The organism is Georgenia alba (assembly GCF_042665525.1).
In the GTDB taxonomy this organism is placed as follows: Bacteria; Actinomycetota; Actinomycetes; order Actinomycetales; family Actinomycetaceae; genus Allobogoriella; species Allobogoriella alba.
This window is the reverse complement of sequence record NZ_JBHTCQ010000001.1, coordinates 1-15715: the sequence shown is the minus strand read 5'-3', so window position 1 is coordinate 15715 and position 15715 is coordinate 1. Positions and strand designations below refer to the sequence as shown.

General features: G+C 71.0%; 14 protein-coding genes. 8 read left to right on the top strand and 6 right to left on the bottom strand.

The genetic code is table 11. From position 1 onward, the window contains the following. Positions 1-410: 410 nt before the first annotated feature. Both ACFQQL_RS00070 and ACFQQL_RS00065 read right to left on the bottom strand, forming a co-directional pair. Positions 411-803: a RidA family protein gene (locus ACFQQL_RS00070; RefSeq protein ID WP_382389986.1), complete on the bottom strand. Its 393-nt coding sequence runs from the start codon at positions 801-803 to the stop codon at positions 411-413. Further along, positions 800-1372 carry a DinB family protein gene (locus tag ACFQQL_RS00065; protein ID WP_382389984.1) on the bottom strand — a complete coding sequence of 191 codons (573 nt, stop codon included), beginning with the start codon at positions 1370-1372 and terminating at the stop codon, positions 800-802. The genes ACFQQL_RS00070 and ACFQQL_RS00065 overlap by 4 nt, the downstream gene beginning before the upstream one ends. 62 nt (positions 1373-1434) lie before the next feature. On the opposite strand from ACFQQL_RS00065, the gene ACFQQL_RS00060 reads away from it, so the two are divergent. Together ACFQQL_RS00060 and ACFQQL_RS00055 are read left to right on the top strand one after the other, a co-directional pair. Further along, positions 1435-2460, top strand: coding sequence for a helix-turn-helix transcriptional regulator (locus ACFQQL_RS00060; protein WP_382389982.1), 1026 nt, complete (start codon positions 1435-1437; stop codon positions 2458-2460). 9 nt (positions 2461-2469) lie between these two features. Next, entirely contained in the window at positions 2470-3633 is a 1164-nt protein-coding gene (locus ACFQQL_RS00055; protein WP_382389980.1) for an epoxide hydrolase family protein, read from the top strand. A 79-nt stretch (positions 3634-3712) separates the two neighbouring features. Here the strand turns inward: ACFQQL_RS00055 and ACFQQL_RS00050 are convergent, their stop codons facing one another. Next, positions 3713-4783 carry a hypothetical protein gene (locus tag ACFQQL_RS00050; protein WP_382389978.1) on the bottom strand — a complete coding sequence of 357 codons (1071 nt, stop codon included), beginning with the start codon at positions 4781-4783 and terminating at the stop codon, positions 3713-3715. Between the two features lie 269 nt (positions 4784-5052). On the opposite strand from ACFQQL_RS00050, the gene dnaK reads away from it, so the two are divergent. The 4 genes from dnaK (at position 5053) to ACFQQL_RS00030 (ending at position 9114) form a co-directional block, all read left to right on the top strand. Then, positions 5053-6936 (top strand): molecular chaperone DnaK, encoded by a 1884-nt coding sequence (dnaK, locus tag ACFQQL_RS00045; protein ID WP_382389976.1) that lies wholly within the window; start codon positions 5053-5055, stop codon positions 6934-6936. Further along, entirely contained in the window at positions 6933-7595 is a 663-nt protein-coding gene (grpE, locus tag ACFQQL_RS00040) for a nucleotide exchange factor GrpE (protein WP_382389974.1), read from the top strand. Before dnaK ends, grpE begins: the two co-directional genes overlap by 4 nt. A 76-nt stretch (positions 7596-7671) precedes the next feature. After that, entirely contained in the window at positions 7672-8667 is a 996-nt protein-coding gene (locus ACFQQL_RS00035) for a DnaJ C-terminal domain-containing protein (protein WP_382389972.1), read from the top strand. Positions 8668-8691: 24 nt separating this feature from the next. Continuing rightward, positions 8692-9114 carry a heat shock protein transcriptional repressor HspR gene (locus ACFQQL_RS00030; RefSeq protein WP_382389970.1) on the top strand — a complete coding sequence of 141 codons (423 nt, stop codon included), beginning with the start codon at positions 8692-8694 and terminating at the stop codon, positions 9112-9114. Between the two features lie 9 nt (positions 9115-9123). On the opposite strand, the gene ACFQQL_RS00025 is transcribed toward ACFQQL_RS00030, so the two are convergent. Further along, a complete protein-coding gene (locus tag ACFQQL_RS00025; protein WP_382389968.1) occupies positions 9124-9432 on the bottom strand; it encodes a hypothetical protein in 309 nt (102 codons plus the stop codon). A gap of 192 nt (positions 9433-9624) precedes the next feature. After that, positions 9625-11739: a prolyl oligopeptidase family serine peptidase gene (locus ACFQQL_RS00020; RefSeq protein ID WP_382389966.1), complete on the bottom strand. Its 2115-nt coding sequence runs from the start codon at positions 11737-11739 to the stop codon at positions 9625-9627. Positions 11740-11786: 47 nt separating this feature from the next. Here ACFQQL_RS00020 and ACFQQL_RS00015 point away from each other — a divergent pair, with 47 nt between their 5' ends. Continuing rightward, the gene (locus tag ACFQQL_RS00015; RefSeq protein ID WP_382389964.1) at positions 11787-13223 is read left to right on the top strand and encodes an amidase; all 1437 of its coding nucleotides are present in this window, start codon (positions 11787-11789) and stop codon (positions 13221-13223) included. Between the two features lie 91 nt (positions 13224-13314). On the opposite strand, the gene ACFQQL_RS00010 is transcribed toward ACFQQL_RS00015, so the two are convergent. Further along, a complete protein-coding gene (locus ACFQQL_RS00010) occupies positions 13315-14817 on the bottom strand; it encodes a hypothetical protein (RefSeq protein ID WP_382389962.1) in 1503 nt (500 codons plus the stop codon). 653 nt (positions 14818-15470) lie between these two features. Between ACFQQL_RS00010 and ACFQQL_RS00005 the strand changes: the two genes are divergently transcribed. Then, positions 15471-15715: hypothetical protein (locus tag ACFQQL_RS00005; protein ID WP_382389960.1), on the top strand; the 245-nt coding region annotated here is incomplete at its 3' end.

Sequence of the window (15715 nt, the reverse complement as noted above, 5' to 3'; positions counted from 1 at the left end):
TCGCTCGCCGTCGTGCCCGGGGAGAACCGTCGACCGGACACACGTGCCGGCTGACCGGCCAGATCTGATGGCCGAGTGGCCAGGTCCGGCAACGTCGTTGACATCACGACGACGGTGGATCGACCATGCAGCGCCGCGTGCCAGCGTCCTCGCCCTCCGGTGAAGGGCACCGGGTCGCTACGCGAAGCACGTCTGCTCGGCAGGTTCCGGTCGGCCGTGACTCGTGCGGGGCCGTGGGTGTGGTCGCGCTGGTCAGTGCCGTACGTCAACGCAGCCGCGGACCGCTGTAGACGTGGACGTGGAGGTGCTTGGAACCTGGTAGTCGCCGAGGTTCGTCAGCACGCCCGCCGCCCCGTGAGTCTCCTCGACGCGGGCTCCAGCGGCTCCCTGACCGGGCCACACGTGTGTGCTCAGTCCGGGACGATCGCGACGGCGTCGATCTCGACCAGTGCTCCCGGGCGAGCGTGGCCCGCGGTGGAGACGACCGTGATCGCCGTGCGGTGGTCTCCCCACACCTCCCGTGCCGCCGCGTACCCGGCCTGGGCGTCGGAGCCGTGGACGAGGTAGATCGTCAGCTTGACCACGTGCTCTGGGCCGGTGCCTCCGGAGGTGAGCACGGTGAGCACGTTGCGCATGGCCTGCACGGTCTGCGCCTCGAGCCCGTCCTGCATGGTTCCGTCGCGGTCGATCCCGAGCTGACCGCCGACGTAGAGCATCGGGCCGGCGGGCGCGACCACGCCCTGGGTGAACGCCGGGCTGTACTGCAGGTCGTCGGGGTCGAGGTGCGTCGTCGTCCTGGTCATGATCTCTCTCCTCCTCGGGTGTGCAGGTAGAGGTCCCTCAGGAGGCAGACCTCCGCCAGGTGGTGGATCAGCTCGCGGTTGATGTGCAGGACCAGCTCCGCCATGGTGCGTTCGGCGTAGGGGCCTTCGGCCTCCCCGCACGGCCGGCCGAGGCCGGATTCCCCGAGCGACTCGACGCCGGAGCGCCAGCGCGCGTACTCGGCGTCGAGCTGGACGAGCGCTTCGTCCGCGGACGCGGCGTACTCGAAGGACATGTAGTCCGTGGGCGCGCGGCCGAAGTGTGCCGCATTGCGGGCCCCGAGCACGCCGACGATCACGTGCCCGAGGCGCCAGGCGATCGTGGTCAACGGCGGCGGCGAGGGCTCCGGTGCCGCGAAGTCGATCGTCATCGCGCCGGAGCCGGCCTGGATCGGTGCGGCACTTGTGCCGCGCCGTCGCACGTTCCAGCAGGCTGGCGCTGGTTCCCAGAGGTACTCCTCCGTGGTGAGGCCCTCGAGGCGAGGACGCAGCTGTCCCGGCCAGTGCTCGTCGATCTGGTTCCTGAACAGCACGTTCGCCGTCGTGTTCATGGAGCAAACCCTGACACCCAACCCGGACAGATACGTTCCGTGTTAGGTGAGAGGATGCGCGCATGGCCTCCGAAGCGACGACCGAGAGGGTCCTGCGGCTGCTCGGTCTGCTGCAGCGCCGGCCGTCCTGGACAGCGAGCGAGCTCGCCGCGGAGCTCGGGGTGACCGACCGCTCGGTCCGGCGCGACGTCGAGCGGCTGCGTGCGCTCGGCTATCCCGTCCAGGCGACCGTGGGCGTGGGCGGCGGGTACCGGCTCGGCGCCGGCACCAGGCTGCCGCCCCTGCTCCTGGACGACGGCGAGGCGATCGCGACGGCCGTGTCATTGCGCCTGGCGTCCCTCGGCACAGTGACCGGCACGGGCGAGGCGGCGCTGCGGGCCCTCGCCAAGCTGGACCAGGTGATGCCGCCCCGGCTCCGGGCGGCCGTGCGCACGCTGCACGCGGCCACGGAAACCCTCGCCGACCCCGGCGTCGAGGTCGACGCGGAGCTGCTGGTGACGCTCGCGCGGGCCTGCCGCGAATCCGTCCGGGTGCGGTTCGGCTATGCCGGGCGCGACGGCGTGGAACGCGAGCGCACCGTCGAGCCGGTGAGGATGGTGGCCACCAGCCGTCGCTGGTATCTGATGGCCTGGGACGTCGACCGCGAGGACTGGCGGACGTTCCGCCTGGACCGCATGCGCACGGTGACCATCACGACGTGGCACTTCCGGCCGCGGGAGCATCCCGACCCGGTGGCCTACGTACAGCGATCGGTCACCGAGGCGCCCTACCGATATCTCGCACGCGTTCGACTGCGCGCCCCGGCGGACCAGGTCCGGGAGCAGGTGCCACCCCAGGTGGGACGCGTCGAGGAGGAACCTGACGGGTCCTGCGTGCTCGTCGCCGGCGGCGACGACCTCGACTGGCTGGCGATGCACCTCGCCCGCCTCGGCGTCGAGGGGGAGGTGCTGGAGCCGCCGGAGCTCCGGGCAGCCGCCGCCCGGCTCGCCGGTCGCCTCGCCACCCTCGGCGGCGCCGTTCGAGTGCCTGACACCCGCGCCGACATCACGCTGAGATCGCGGACAGAATCAGGCCGCAAGGGTTCCTAGCGTGGAGCCATGGACACACAGAGCAGCACCATCAGCCCGTTCACCCTCCACGTCCCGGACGAGTCGCTGGCGGCGCTCACCACGCGGCTGCGGCAGACCCGCTGGCCGGTTGAGGACGCCGGTACCGGCTGGGACCACGGCGTGCCGGTCGAGTACGCCAGGGAGCTCACGGACTACTGGTCCACCGAGTTCGACTGGCGGGCACAGGAGCGGCGGATCAACGCCACCCCGCAGTTCACGACGCCGATCGACGGCCACCACGTGCACTTCTTCCACGTCCGCTCCGGGCACGACGGCGCCACACCGCTGCTCCTGCTCCACGGGTGGCCCGGGGCGCCCACCGAGTTCCTCCCGATGCTCGACGCCCTGGTCGACCCGACCGCGCACGACGGTGACCCGGATGACGTCTGCGACGTGGTCGTCGCGACCATCCCCGGGTTCGGGATCTCCGGTCCCGCGGTCGGCTGGAACACCGAGCGGGCCGCGCGGGCGATGATCACGCTGATGGCCCGGCTCGGGTACCAGCGGTACGCCGTGCACGGCTACGACACCGGGGCCCTGATCGCGCGGCAGATGGGTCTCCTCGACCGCGAGCACCTCATCGGTCTGCACCTGACCGACGTGCTGGGCGGCGAGGGCCTCACGTACGAGACGGCCGACATGGGCGATCCGCTGGAGGCCCGAGCCGTCGAGCAGTCGATGCGCTACCAGTACGAGCTCGGCGCCTACGCCATGCTCCAGTCCACCCGGCCGCAGTCCCTCGGACTGGCGCTGACCGACTCGCCCGTCGGCCTGCTGACGTGGATGGTCGAACGGTTCAAGGACTGGTCGGCCGCACAGGAGGGGCCGGAGGAGGTCCTCACCAAGGACCAGATGCTCACCACCGTCAGCATCTACTGGCACTTCGCCACGATCTGGTCCTCGATGCGGTACTACAAGGAGGAGGCGTCCGCCTGGGGCGCCGAGCCGGAGCGGTCCGAGGTGCCGCTGGCGATCGGCGCGATGCCGCACGACCTCGGCGTCCCGGTGCCCCGGCTCGTCGAACGGGTGAACAACCTGGTCCGGTTCACCGAGCTGCCCGAGGGTGGCCACTTCGCCGGCTGGGAGCAGCCCGAGCTCGTGGTGCGGGACATCCGCGAGTCGCTCCGGGTCCTGAAGACCGCCGCCACGTGACGGCACGGTCGGCGGCGAGCCCCGGCCGGGCCCATGCGTCGCCCGCTCCTGTCACGTCACGGACGACGGCGTGACGTAGCTATGGGGTGACGTCTCGACGGCGGAGCCACACCAGGGTCACGACACCGCCACCGACCACGAGCACGGTGGCGACCGCCACGGCCGTGATCTCGACGCCTGTCTCAGGCAGTTCGGTCGCCCCGGCGGCACACGGCTGGGTGGCGCCGGACTCCCGCGCCTGGCCGGCATCGGGACCTTGCCCGGCAGCCCAGACCTCCCAGGTGTGGGGCGCCGTCGGGTCGAGCTCGTACGACTCCGACCACTCGGTCCCCGCCGACGGGCCGACGGCAGCCACTCTCTCGCCGTCGATCCGGACCCAGACGGAGTTGGCGCCCTCCGGCGCCGTCACATCCACGGTCAGGCTGTCGCACTGTGCGTCGACGACGACCTGGGGCGCCGTATCCGGATCGGTGGTCGCCGGCGGATCGCACGGCCTGGTCGTGCCGGACGCCTCGTAGTCGAACCTGTCGTCCGCCGCGTCGACCGTGACCGACCAGTCGTGCGGCTCGAACGGAGCGTTCCAGTCGGGCTCGCCCAGGTGGGAGTCGGGATCGCGAGGATCGGGTGCGTTGAAGTAGTAGTCGTCTCCCGCGGTTCCCCACCCGACGTAGGAGCTACTCGTCTCGAGACCCTCGTCGATGGCCACCTCGCCGTCGACCCTCATGACGACCTGCGCACGTTCGGGGTAGCCCGAGGCGGTCAACCCGACGTGGTGGCAGTCCGCCGAGGCCTCAACCTCGAGGAACTCGTCGGCGGCGCACGGCGTCGTAGTGCCCGAGTCCGACCAGTCCTGGGTGTCGTCCTCGGAGTCGAGCGTGACCGACCAGTCGTGCGCCGCGGTCCACTCGAACGGGATCGGATCTGTGTAGAGGTAGGTACCCGGCTCCATCCGTTCCTCGAGAGGAGCTGTGTCCACGACCCGGCCGTCGACCTCGACGGTCACCTCGCCGGGCGCGGTGGCCTCGAGGTGGATGTCGAGACCGCTGCAGGACGCCGTGACGGCGTTCTCGGCTGCGGCGGGGGATGCGCCGACCACGAGGCCGCTGAGCAGCACGACGAGCGCCCCCAGGACTGTGAAGATTCGCCGCACCGCGATCTCCCCCTGCTCAGATCGACGTTCGGACCAGCATGCACAAGAACGTCGAGCGTCCCGCCCGGGGGTCTCGTGGTCAAGCGGGGCGGCGTCAGAACCTGACTTTCGCTGCGCTGGAACAAACTCGTGGCGTCGATAGTTGAGCCATACAGACTCAAGTTCGACGCTCTCGATTTGGTCGTGGCCGATCGAGACCGCAGACTTGAGCGCGGAAGACTCAAGACCCGGCGGGAACCGTCGGGCGCCGATCGAAGGAGCGAACACACATGGCACGAGCTGTCGGTATCGACCTCGGGACCACCAACTCCGTGGTCTCCGTCCTGGAGGGCGGCGAGCCCACGGTCATCGCCAACGCGGAGGGCTCCCGGACCACCCCGTCGGTCGTCGCGTTCAGCAAGTCCGGCGAGGTCCTGGTCGGTGAGGTCGCCAAGCGGCAGGCCGTCACCAACGTGGACCGCACCATCACCTCGGTCAAGCGCCACATGGGCACCGACTGGTCCCAGGAGATCGACGACAAGACCTACACGCCGCAGGAGATCTCCGCCCGCATCCTCGGCAAGCTGAAGAAGGACGCCGAGGGCTACCTCGGCGAGCCGGTCACGGACGCCGTCATCACCGTCCCGGCGTACTTCAACGACGCCGAGCGCCAGGCCACGAAGGATGCCGGCCAGATCGCCGGCCTCAACGTGCTCCGCATCATCAACGAGCCCACCGCCGCCGCCCTCGCCTATGGCCTCGAGAAGGGCAAGGAGGACGAGCTCATCCTGGTCTTCGACCTCGGCGGCGGCACGTTCGACGTCTCCCTCCTCGAGGTGGGCAAGGACGACGACGGCTTCTCCACGATCCAGGTCCGCGCCACCAACGGTGACAACCGCCTCGGCGGTGACGACTGGGACCAGCGGATCGTCGACTGGCTGGTCAAGCAGGTGAAGAACAAGGACGGCGTCGACCTCTCCAAGGACCGCATCGCCCTCCAGCGCATGCGCGAGGCCGCCGAGCAGGCCAAGAAGGAGCTCTCCTCGGCCACCTCGACCAACGTGTCCCTGCAGTTCCTCTCGATGAGCGAGAACGGCCCGATCCACCTGGACGAGAAGCTCAGCCGTGCCGCCTTCGAGGACATGACCAAGGACCTGCTGGAGCGGACGAAGCAGCCCTTCCACAACGTCATCAAGGACGCGGGCATCTCCGTCTCCGACATCGACCACGTGGTGCTCGTCGGCGGCTCGACCCGTATGCCGGCTGTCTCCGACGTGGTCCGTGAGCTGACCGGCGGCAAGGAGCCCAACAAGGGCGTCAACCCGGACGAGGTCGTGGCCGTCGGTGCGACGCTCCAGGCCGGCGTGCTGCAGGGCGACCGCAAGGACGTGCTGCTCATCGACGTCACCCCGCTGTCGCTCGGCATCGAGACCAAGGGCGGCGTGATGACCAAGCTCATCGAGCGCAACACGGCCATCCCGACCAAGAAGTCCGAGATCTTCTCCACGGCCGAGGACAACCAGCCGAGCGTGCTCATCCAGGTCTTCCAGGGTGAGCGTGACTTCGCCCGCGACAACAAGCCGCTGGGCACGTTCGAGCTCACCGGCATCGCCCCGGCCCCGCGCGGCATGCCCCAGATCGAGGTCACGTTCGACATCGACGCCAACGGCATCGTGCACGTCTCCGCGAAGGACCGCGGCACCGGCCAGGAGCAGTCGATGACGATCACCGGCGGCTCCGCCCTTCCCAAGGAGGAGATCGACCGGATGGTCAAGGAGGCCGAGGCGCACGCCGCCGAGGACGCGAAGCGTCGCGAGGAGGCGGAGACCCGCAACACCGCCGAGCAGCTCGTGTACTCCACGGAGAAGCTGCTCAACGACAACGCGGACAAGCTCTCCGACGACGTGACGTCCGAGGTCCGCGGCGCCGTGGACGAGCTGAAGAAGGCGCTCGAGGGCGACGACATCGAGGCGGTCAAGACCGCCCAGACCGACCTGGCCACCAAGAGCCAGAAGATCGGTGAGGCGCTCTACGCCCAGCAGGGCGACGGCGCCACGGCCGGTCCGCAGGGCGCGCCGGGCTTCGACCAGGCCGGCCCGTCGGGTGAGTCGACGACCTCCTCCGACGACGACGTCGTCGACGCCGAGATCGTGGACGACGAGGACAAGAAGTGACCGAAGGGAACGAGGAGGGGTACGAGCGGCCCGTGGTCAACGACCGCCGGAAGATCGACCCTGAGACCGGGAGGGTTCGCTCCGCCGGGACTGCCGGCGGCGGCCCCGAGATGGTTGACGCGGCCGAGGGGATCGTCCCGGAGGACGGCTCCCAGCCCGAGCCGGGCGGCGAGGCTCCCGAAGGTGCGCAGGGGGCCGAGGAGGATCCGCTCGCCCAGGCTCAGGCCCAGGCCGCGGACCTGCAGGACCAGCTCGCGCGCCGCAACGCGGACGTCTACAACCTCCAGCAGGAGTACAACGCGTACGTCCGCCGGTCGAAGGCCGACGCCGCCAACCAGCGGCGGGCCGGGGCGAACGAGGTCCTCGAGGCGCTCATGGGCGTTCTCGACGACGTCGACGCGGCCCGCAAGCACGGGGACCTCGCCGGTCCTTTCGCCGCCATCGCCGAGAAGCTCGAGGGCACGCTGGGGCAGCGGTTCGAGCTGTCCCGGTTCGGCGAGGTCGGCGAGGAGTTCGACCCGGAGGTGCACGAGGCGCTCATGCACTCCGCGGACCCGGAGGCGACGTCGACGACCGTCACGCAGGTGCTCCAGCCCGGTTACCGTGCCGGTGAGCGGGTGCTGCGGGCGGCCCGGGTGGCGGTCGCCGGCCCGGAGTGAGCAGGACATCAGGCGTCTGGTGCCGCGGTGGCCGGTCGACGGCCGCCGCGGCACCGCACGATCGAGGAGGTGAGTCTTGACTGGTCAGGACTGGCTGGAGAAGGACTTCTACGCCGCTCTCGGTGTGCCCAAGGACGCCGACCCTGACACGATCAAGAAGTCCTACCGGAAGCTTGCCCGGCAGTACCACCCCGATCAGAACCCGGGTGATGCGGGCGCGGAGGAACGCTTCAAGTCGGTCGGCGAGGCGTACGCGGTGCTCTCCGACCCCGAGCAGCGTAAGCAGTACGACGCGCTGCGCGCGATGGCCGGCGGAGGGGCCCGGTTCTCCGCCGGATCGGGAGGCCCGGCCTCCGGCGCCGGCTTCGAGGACCTGTTCTCCGGGATGTTCGGCGGGGCGGGCACCGGCGGGCCGCGTGTCCGGTACTCGACCACGAACGAGGGTGCGGGGCCGGCGGGCTTCGAGGACCTGTTCTCGGGGGTGTTCGGCGGGGGCGGCTTCGGGTCGCGACGCCGGGCGCAGCGCGGGCAGGACGTCGCCACCGCGGCCAGCCTGCCCTTCCGGAACGCCGTCGAGGGGTCGACCGTCCAGCTGACGGTCGAGGGACGCACCATGACTGTGCGGATCCCCCCAGGCGTCCACGACGGGCAGAAGATCCGGCTGCGTGGCAAGGGGCGCCCCGGCATGAACGGTGGGGAGCCCGGCGACCTCATCGTCACGGTGCACGTGGAGCCGCACCCGCTGTTCTCGCTGGACGGCAACCACGTCCGCCTGACCGTCCCGGTCACCTTCGACGAGGCCGCCCTCGGGGCGACCATCGAGGTGCCGACGCTGGACGGGCGGACCGTGAAGGTCAAGGTCCCCGCCGGGACTCCGTCGGGCCGGACGCTGCGGGTGCGCCGCCGTGGCCTGCACGTGAAGAACGGTCCGGACGGCGATCTGCTGGTCACGGTCAACGTCGTCGTCCCGAGCCGGCTGTCCAAGGCGGCGAAGGAGGCCGTCCAGGCCTTCGCCACCGCCAACGACGGCGCCGACCCGCGCGCGGGGCTCATGGAGCAGGCCGCGCGGTGACCGGCGCCGAGGGGAGGCAGGACGATGGCGGACAGGCGTGAGGACGCGCCGGTGCTGACGATCTCCGTCGCCGCCGGGCTCGCGGGGATGCATCCACAGACCCTGCGCCAGTACGACCGGCTCGGTCTCGTCGAGCCGCGCCGCACGCGCGGCCGCGGACGGCGTTACTCCATGCGAGACGTCACGCGGCTCCGCGAGGTCCAGCGGCTCAGCCAGGAGGAGGGCGTCAACCTCGCCGGGATCAAGCGGATCCTGTGGCTCGAGCGCGAGCTGGAGCGGGTCCGGGAGGAGAACGACCGGCTTCGGTCCGTCGCAGAGCCAGGCCGCCGGGTCTTCGCGGCCGACGCGACCGGGGACGTGGTCGCCGTGCCGCGCGGCCGACGGGTCCGCCGCGTCTCCACGACGACGTCGGGTGCGCTCGTGCTGTGGCGTCCGCCCGGCCGCTGAACGACCCGCTCAGCTGCCCAGTGTGGCGAGGTTCCCGAGCGCGATCGCGACGGCGATGCCTACCGGCAGGATCCAGATGCTGAACCGCTGCCACCAGTTCGGAGAGAGGTGCTCGCCGCCCAGGGCCTGCAACGCCTCCTCGTCACTCATCGGCCTGTGCATCCACCCTTGCGGGCCCGCGGTCGCCAGCTGGTAGGAGTACTTGAAGGCGACGCGGAAGAGGAACATGAGGTGGAAGTAGCGGTAGGTCCGCACCACCACATGCTGCGGTGAGACCTGCTTGCTCAGGCTCTTCCCGCCCCAGCCAAAGAAGATCATGCGCCCATCGGCCCTTTGCTCTCGGTGATCTCGGCGGACAAGAACTACCACCTCGCCGGACGGTCATGCCATGAGGAGGCCTGCCTGTGGGACTCGCCGCCCGGCATAGGTCCCTACCTCACGCGGAGGCTGGGCGGCACGGTGGCCCCGGCCGACGCAACCAGCCTCAGAACAGGCACTCGTCGGTGTCGCTCATCCGATCCGTTGCCAGAGGAACTCGAACGCCAACGCCTGCATGAAGGCGGCCTGGGCATTGGTCGCCGCGCCGCCGTGCCCGCCCTCGATGTTCTCGTAGGACGTCACGTCCTTGCCCGCCTCGATCAGGCGCGCGGCCATCTTCCGCGCGTGCCCGGGGTGGACGCGGTCGTCCCGGGTGGAGGTGGTGAACAGGATCGGCGGGTAGTCCCGGTTCTCGTCGATGAGGTGGTACGGGGAGAAGGTCCTGATGAACTCCCACTGCTCGGGGTCGTCCGGGTCGCCGTACTCGGCCATCCACGAGGCGCCGGCCAGCAGGTGCGAGTACCGCTTCATGTCCAGCAGCGGAACCTGGCAGACGATCGCGCCGAACAGCTCGGGATAGCCCGTCAGCATGTTGCCCATCAGCAGGCCGCCGTTCGATCCCCCTTGGGCGCCCAGGTGAGCCCGGTCGGCCACCCCCCGCGCCGCGAGGTCACGTGCGACCGCGGCGAAGTCCTCGTACGCCCGGTGGCGGTTCTCCTTCAGGGCCGCCTGGTGCCAGCGAGGTCCGTACTCGCCGCCGCCGCGGATGTTCGCGACCACGTACACCCCGCCGCGGGAGAGCCAGGCCCGCCCGACGCTGCCGGAGTAGGCGGGCACGCGCGAGATCTCGAACCCGCCGTACCCGTACAGCAGCGTCGGGGCCGGATTCCGGTCCGTCGTCGTCTCGGCCGCGGCGACCTGGAAGTACGGGACGCGGGTCCCGTCCGCGGACCTCACGAAGTGCTGCTCGACCTCCAGGCCGGAGGCGTCGAAGTAGGCCGGCAGGGACTTCAGCGGCTCGAGCGACGTCGTCGCGCCGTCGGCGTCGAGGTCGAGCCGGGAGAGCGTGGTCGGGGTGAGGAACCCCGTCGTGGTGAGCCACAGGGCGTCCGAGGTGTCCGGGTCGATCGCGGACACGGCGATCGTCGCCAGCGCGGGCACAACGGTCCCGTCGGTGCCGCCGCTGAGGTCGAGTGGTCGCCGTCGCCACGGCGTCTCCGAGCCGGCGGTCGGCGGTGTGACCACCTCGAGCCGGTTCGAGACGTCGTCGAGGATGTTGAGGACGAGGTGGTGGCGGGTCCACGTCGCTCCCGCGAGCGACGTCCTGGCGCTCGGTGTGTAGAGCACCTCGAAGCGGCGCTCCCCGGCGAGGAAGGCCTCGAGCGGGATCGCCAGCAACGCCCCGCCCGGATACGTCGTGTCCCCACCCTCCGGCGTCCACTCCTCCCGGAGCTCGACCGTCAGCCACTCCCGGAACAGGTCCGGCTCGCTGGACCGGGGGACCTCGAGGAGCGTCAGCGCATCGTCCCGCAGCAGATAGGTCTCGGACGAGTAGAACGCGAGGTGCCGGAAGACGATGTCGCGCTCGAAGCCCGGCGTCTGGTCCCGGCCGGCACCGATGACCATGTCGTCGCTCCGGCCGGCGAAGACCTCGGGCGCCTCCGCCAGCGGTGTCCCGCGCTGCCAGCGTCGCACCGTACGCGGGTAGCCCGACGTCGTCATCGAGCCGTTGCCGAAGTCCGTGTACACCCATACCGCGTCGCCGGTCTCGTCGGCCCAGCCCATGCCGCCCTTGGACTCCTCGCGCGTGAACCCGTCCTCGACCCAGGTCTTGGTCTCCAGGTCGAACTCGCGCGTCACGTCGGCGTCGGAGCCGCCGCGGGAGAGGGCTACCAGCGCCCGCGTGTGCGAGGGCTTGAGCACGTGGGCTCCGTGCCACACCCAGTTCACGCCCTCCTCGGCGCCGAGGGCGTCGACGTCGATGAGGACCTCCCACTCCGGGCGGTCCGTGCGGTAGGACTCCCAGGTGGTCCGGCGCCAGAGCCCGCGCTCATGGTCCGCGTCCGTCCAGAAGTTGTAGAGGTACTCCCCGCGCTGGACGACGGCCGGGATCTTCTCGGTCGAGTCGAGCACCTCGAGGATCTCTGCGCGCATGGCCTCGAAGCGCTCACCGCCGAGCGCGTTCTCGGCATGGGCGTTGCGCTCGCGCACCCAGGTGAGCTGGTCGGCTCCCTCCACGTCCTCGAGCCAGGCGTGCGGGTCGGTGTCCTCGGTCGTCCTGCGGGTCGCGTCATGCGTCTGGGTCACCCCGTTATCTCACCACGCGGCGCAAGGCCGCGGGCTACGGTCGGGGAGTGAGCGAGATCCACGACCTGTCCGCCCTCGACCTGGCCGCCGTCGTGCGCGGCGGTCAGGTCTCGCCGGAGGAGGTCGCCGAGCACACGATCGAGCGCGCCCACCGGCTCGGTCCCGACGTCGGGGCGTTCGTGCACGTGGCCGAAGACCGCGCCCGGGCGCAGGCCGCCGAGGCGAGCGAGCTGCTGTCGGGCTCTCGTGGTGCGCACGCGGCGGCGCTGCCCGCGTTCCTCGGTGTCCCCGTCCCGATCAAGGACGTCACGATGGTCGCCGGACTGCCGTTCCGGGCGGGTTCGGCCGCGCTGGACGGGTTCGTCGCCCCGGTGGACGACGGCGTCACCAGCCTGCTGCGCGGCGCCGGCACCCTCATGGTCGGCAAGACCAACGTGCCCGAGCTGGCCCTGCCGCCCTACACCGAGCCGGACATCGCCCCGCCGGCCCGTACACCGTGGGACCGGTCCCGGACCGCGGGCGGGTCCAGCGGCGGGGCTGCGGCCGCGGTCGCCGCCGGCATCGTGCCCGCCGCCCATGGGAACGACGGCGGAGGGTCGTTGCGGATCCCGGCCTCGGCCTGCGGCCTGGTCGGCTTGAAGGCCTCCCGCGGCCGGGTCTCCCGGGGCCCGTACGGTGTGGACGGCGCCGGACTCGCCGTGGACGGCGTCCTGACCCGCACGGTGCGAGACAGCGCTGCGTTCCTCGACGTGCTGGCGCAGCCGTGGCCGGGGGACACCTATCACCTCGCGCTGCCGCAGGACTCATTCCTCGCCGCCTGCGACCGGGACGCGGGTCCGCTGCGCATCGGGGTGCTGACCGACCCGATCACGGTTGCCGACGCACCCGTGCACCGCGAGGCTCTGGTCGCCGTCGACCGCGTCGCTCGTCTCCTGGAGGACATGGGTCATCACCTCGAGCCCGTCACCGTGCCGTTCTCGGACGAGGACTGGCTGGCGTTCGGCCCGCTGTGGGAGGTCGGCGCGCTGCAGGCGCCGATCCCGCCAGAGGCCGAGGAGCGGCTCGTGCCGCTGACCCGCTGGCTGCGCGACCGCGGCCGCCGGGTGTCCGGGGCGCAGTACGCCGACGCCGTCGCCGCGGTGCAGCGGCTCACCCGCCAGACCGCGCTGCACTGGTCCGGTGTGGACGTGGTCCTCAGCCCGACGCTCGCGCAGCCGCCCGTGCCGATCGGCTCGATGCGCGACGACGAGGACCCGGAGGGGGACTTCGAGGCGCAGAAGGCCTTCACGCCGTGGACGTCGACCTGGAACATCATCGGGGCCCCGTCGATCAGCCTGCCCCTGCACCGTGCCGAGGTCGACGGCGTGGAGCTGCCGTTCGGTGTCATGCTCGGCGGCCGGACCGGCGCGGAGCAGACCCTGCTGAGCCTGGCCGCGGCGCTCGAGGCGGCGGACCCGTGGCCGACCTTCCCGCCCGACCGGTGAGGCGTCCGGGCGCGCACGAGAAAGATGGGGCCGGGATCGCTCCCGGCCCCATCCTCGCATCAGCTCACGTCAGCGCCGAGCGGTGACGCGATCAGTTGCACCCGCAGCCCTCGAGGGCGCCGCTGATGTCGCCGGTCCCGTTGCTGGTGCTGACGGTGATCGTGTACTCGCCGCTGGTCAGCGCGGCGACCTGCTCGTCGGTCAGCTCGAAGGAGCCGCCGGCTCCACCACTCGTGCCGCCGTTCGCCGTCAGCTCGAGATCGCTGCCGGCACCGCCTGTGCTCAGGGAGACCGAGGTGACCTCGGAGTCCATGCCGGTGTAGATGCAGGTGACCGTCAACGTGTTGCCGTTCAGGGTGCCCTGGCACTGACCCGCGCCGGAGGACTGGTCGCCGGTCAGGATCACGCTGAAGTCGGTCGAGCTCGAGGAGTCTCCTCCGCCAGGCTGACCGCCGCCGGCCTCACCGCCACCGAGCAGGCCGTCGATGCCGCCGAGGAGGTCGCCGTCGCCACCGACAAGACCGCCCTCGCCACCGAGCAGGCCGTCGATGCCGCCGAGGAGGTCGCCGTCGCCACCGACGACACCGCCCTCGCCGCCCAGCAGGCCGTCGATGCCGCCGAGGACATCACCGCCGACGAGGCCGTCCTCGCCGCCCAGGAGACCGGACAGCGCATCCTCACCGAAGAGCTCTGTGAGCGTCTCCTCGTCCAGAACGCCGGTCAGCGCCTCTTCACCGATCACGCCTGACAGCGGCTCGTCGCCCAGGACGCGAGTGAGCGTGGCGCCGTTGAGCACATCGCCCACCGCGTCCTCGCCGACGACGCTGGACAGCGACTCGAGGGTGTTGATGTTCTCCGTGATCTGCAGGACCTCGAGCACACCCGCGGGGTCGCCAGTGGTCACAGCCTCGAGCGCGGTCTCCCACAGCAGACGCCAGGTGTCCACGTGGTCGCCGGCGAAGCCCACGTACTCATCGAGGTTGAGCAGCGTCTGGGGCGTGACGCGCTCCAGGATCGCGGACGCGTCGGTGGTCTCCCAGATGTAGTTGGGGTCCGTGAGCATCTCGGGCGTCGGCAGTCCCGGGATGATCAGGTCCGAGAGGTTCGCGAGCTCCTCGACCGACGGCACGTTCAGGGTCGTCAGGTCATTGCTGTCCAGGGGGATGCCGATCCCGCCGCACGACGTGAGCAACGTGACGTAGTCGGTGTCGTGACCCCGCACGTGCGAGGGGTTGAAGACGGGGATCCAGCCGAGAGGGCCACCGTAGACGTCGATGATCGGCATGTTGGAGTTGCCGATGGCGCCACTGGCCAACGAGAGCACGAGGTTCTCGTAGGCCGGATCGGTGTGGTGCTCGTTCACATGGGAGAAGCTCCCGAGGAGCGGGATGCCGTCCTCGTTCGCCCACATGTGCTCCAGGAAGAACTCGCAGGCGTCTCCGCCGCCCTCGTGCCCCCCGCCGTGTCCGCCACCGTCGCCACCGGCGGCATGGCCGGCCGTCGCGGTGGCGACACCTCCCCCGAGCACGAGTGCCGAGGTGGCCGCTGCGGCCGCCAGCCACTTCCGGCCGGATCGTGCGAATCTGCTGGACATTCTCCTTGCCCCTCTCGTTTGCCTACGGAGATCCCGGGAGTCACGAGAACGGTCCTGACGCCGCCTGAACGTCGTGCGCACACCACCGAACTGGCCCCCCTTTGAGCGATTGCCTCAGGGCCGACCATCCGGCCGTTCAGCATCGCCACTTGCCAAGGTCGGCGCCGGCAACGTCCGTCTCAGAACTGCGTCGGCCCGACCGCACCAGGAAATGCTGAGGGAACACTCCTGAGCGCCGAGATTCACCGTATTGAGGGGCTGGTGCGGCGGCCAGAGAATCAGGGAACAGGGGTCCGAATTCTGCGGCGTCCCGCACAAGGCGTGCGGCAATCCGCAGCGGCCTCATCCTGGTCCGCCGCGTTCGAGGTGGGCCGGTCCGCGTTGCGCGCGAACCGGCCGATGCCGACCTGGCCTCAGCGCTCCGGGACGGAGCCGGACGGCGGGCCTGGGCTCTTCGGTGCCTCGGGCCCAGGCGAGTCCGGGGACTCTGCAGACGTCGGTGTCTGGCCAGGGACGCCGCCTGGTGGTGGTCCGGGGCTCTTCGGCGCGGCGGGCGTCTCGGCCGTGCGCGCCGAGGGGTCCGTGCTGGACGGGCCGGGCTTCGCGGGTGTGTCGTCGGTGCTCATGGGGACCTCCGTCGGTCGTGTTCCCCGATGGTCACCGCAAAACGCGCGACGCGCACCCGGACGGACGGACGACGGCGCCCGGCAGATGCTCTGCCGGGCGCCGTCCTCGCGTCAGTTGCGGTCCTGACCGCCGCCGCGACCTTCGCCGGGGCCGCCGCCGCGACCTTCGCCGGGGCCGCCGCCGCGACCTTCGCCGGGGCCGCCGCCGCGACCTTCGCCGGGGCCGCCGCCGCGACCCTCGCCGGGGGCGCCGCCGCGACCTTCGCCGGGGC

Coding starts and splice junctions, on each gene's coding strand:
- ACFQQL_RS00010 (WP_382389962.1), bottom strand. CDS start 14,817: ATGTCCAGCAGATTCGCACGATCCGGCCGGAAGTGGCTGGCGGCCGCA.
- ACFQQL_RS00065 (WP_382389984.1), bottom strand. CDS start 1,372: ATGAACACGACGGCGAACGTGCTGTTCAGGAACCAGATCGACGAGCAC.
- ACFQQL_RS00055 (WP_382389980.1), top strand. CDS start 2,470: ATGGACACACAGAGCAGCACCATCAGCCCGTTCACCCTCCACGTCCCG.
- ACFQQL_RS00025 (WP_382389968.1), bottom strand. CDS start 9,432: ATGATCTTCTTTGGCTGGGGCGGGAAGAGCCTGAGCAAGCAGGTCTCA.
- ACFQQL_RS00060 (WP_382389982.1), top strand. CDS start 1,435: ATGGCCTCCGAAGCGACGACCGAGAGGGTCCTGCGGCTGCTCGGTCTG.
- dnaK (WP_382389976.1), top strand. CDS start 5,053: ATGGCACGAGCTGTCGGTATCGACCTCGGGACCACCAACTCCGTGGTC.
- ACFQQL_RS00030 (WP_382389970.1), top strand. CDS start 8,692: ATGGCGGACAGGCGTGAGGACGCGCCGGTGCTGACGATCTCCGTCGCC.
- ACFQQL_RS00070 (WP_382389986.1), bottom strand. CDS start 803: ATGACCAGGACGACGACGCACCTCGACCCCGACGACCTGCAGTACAGC.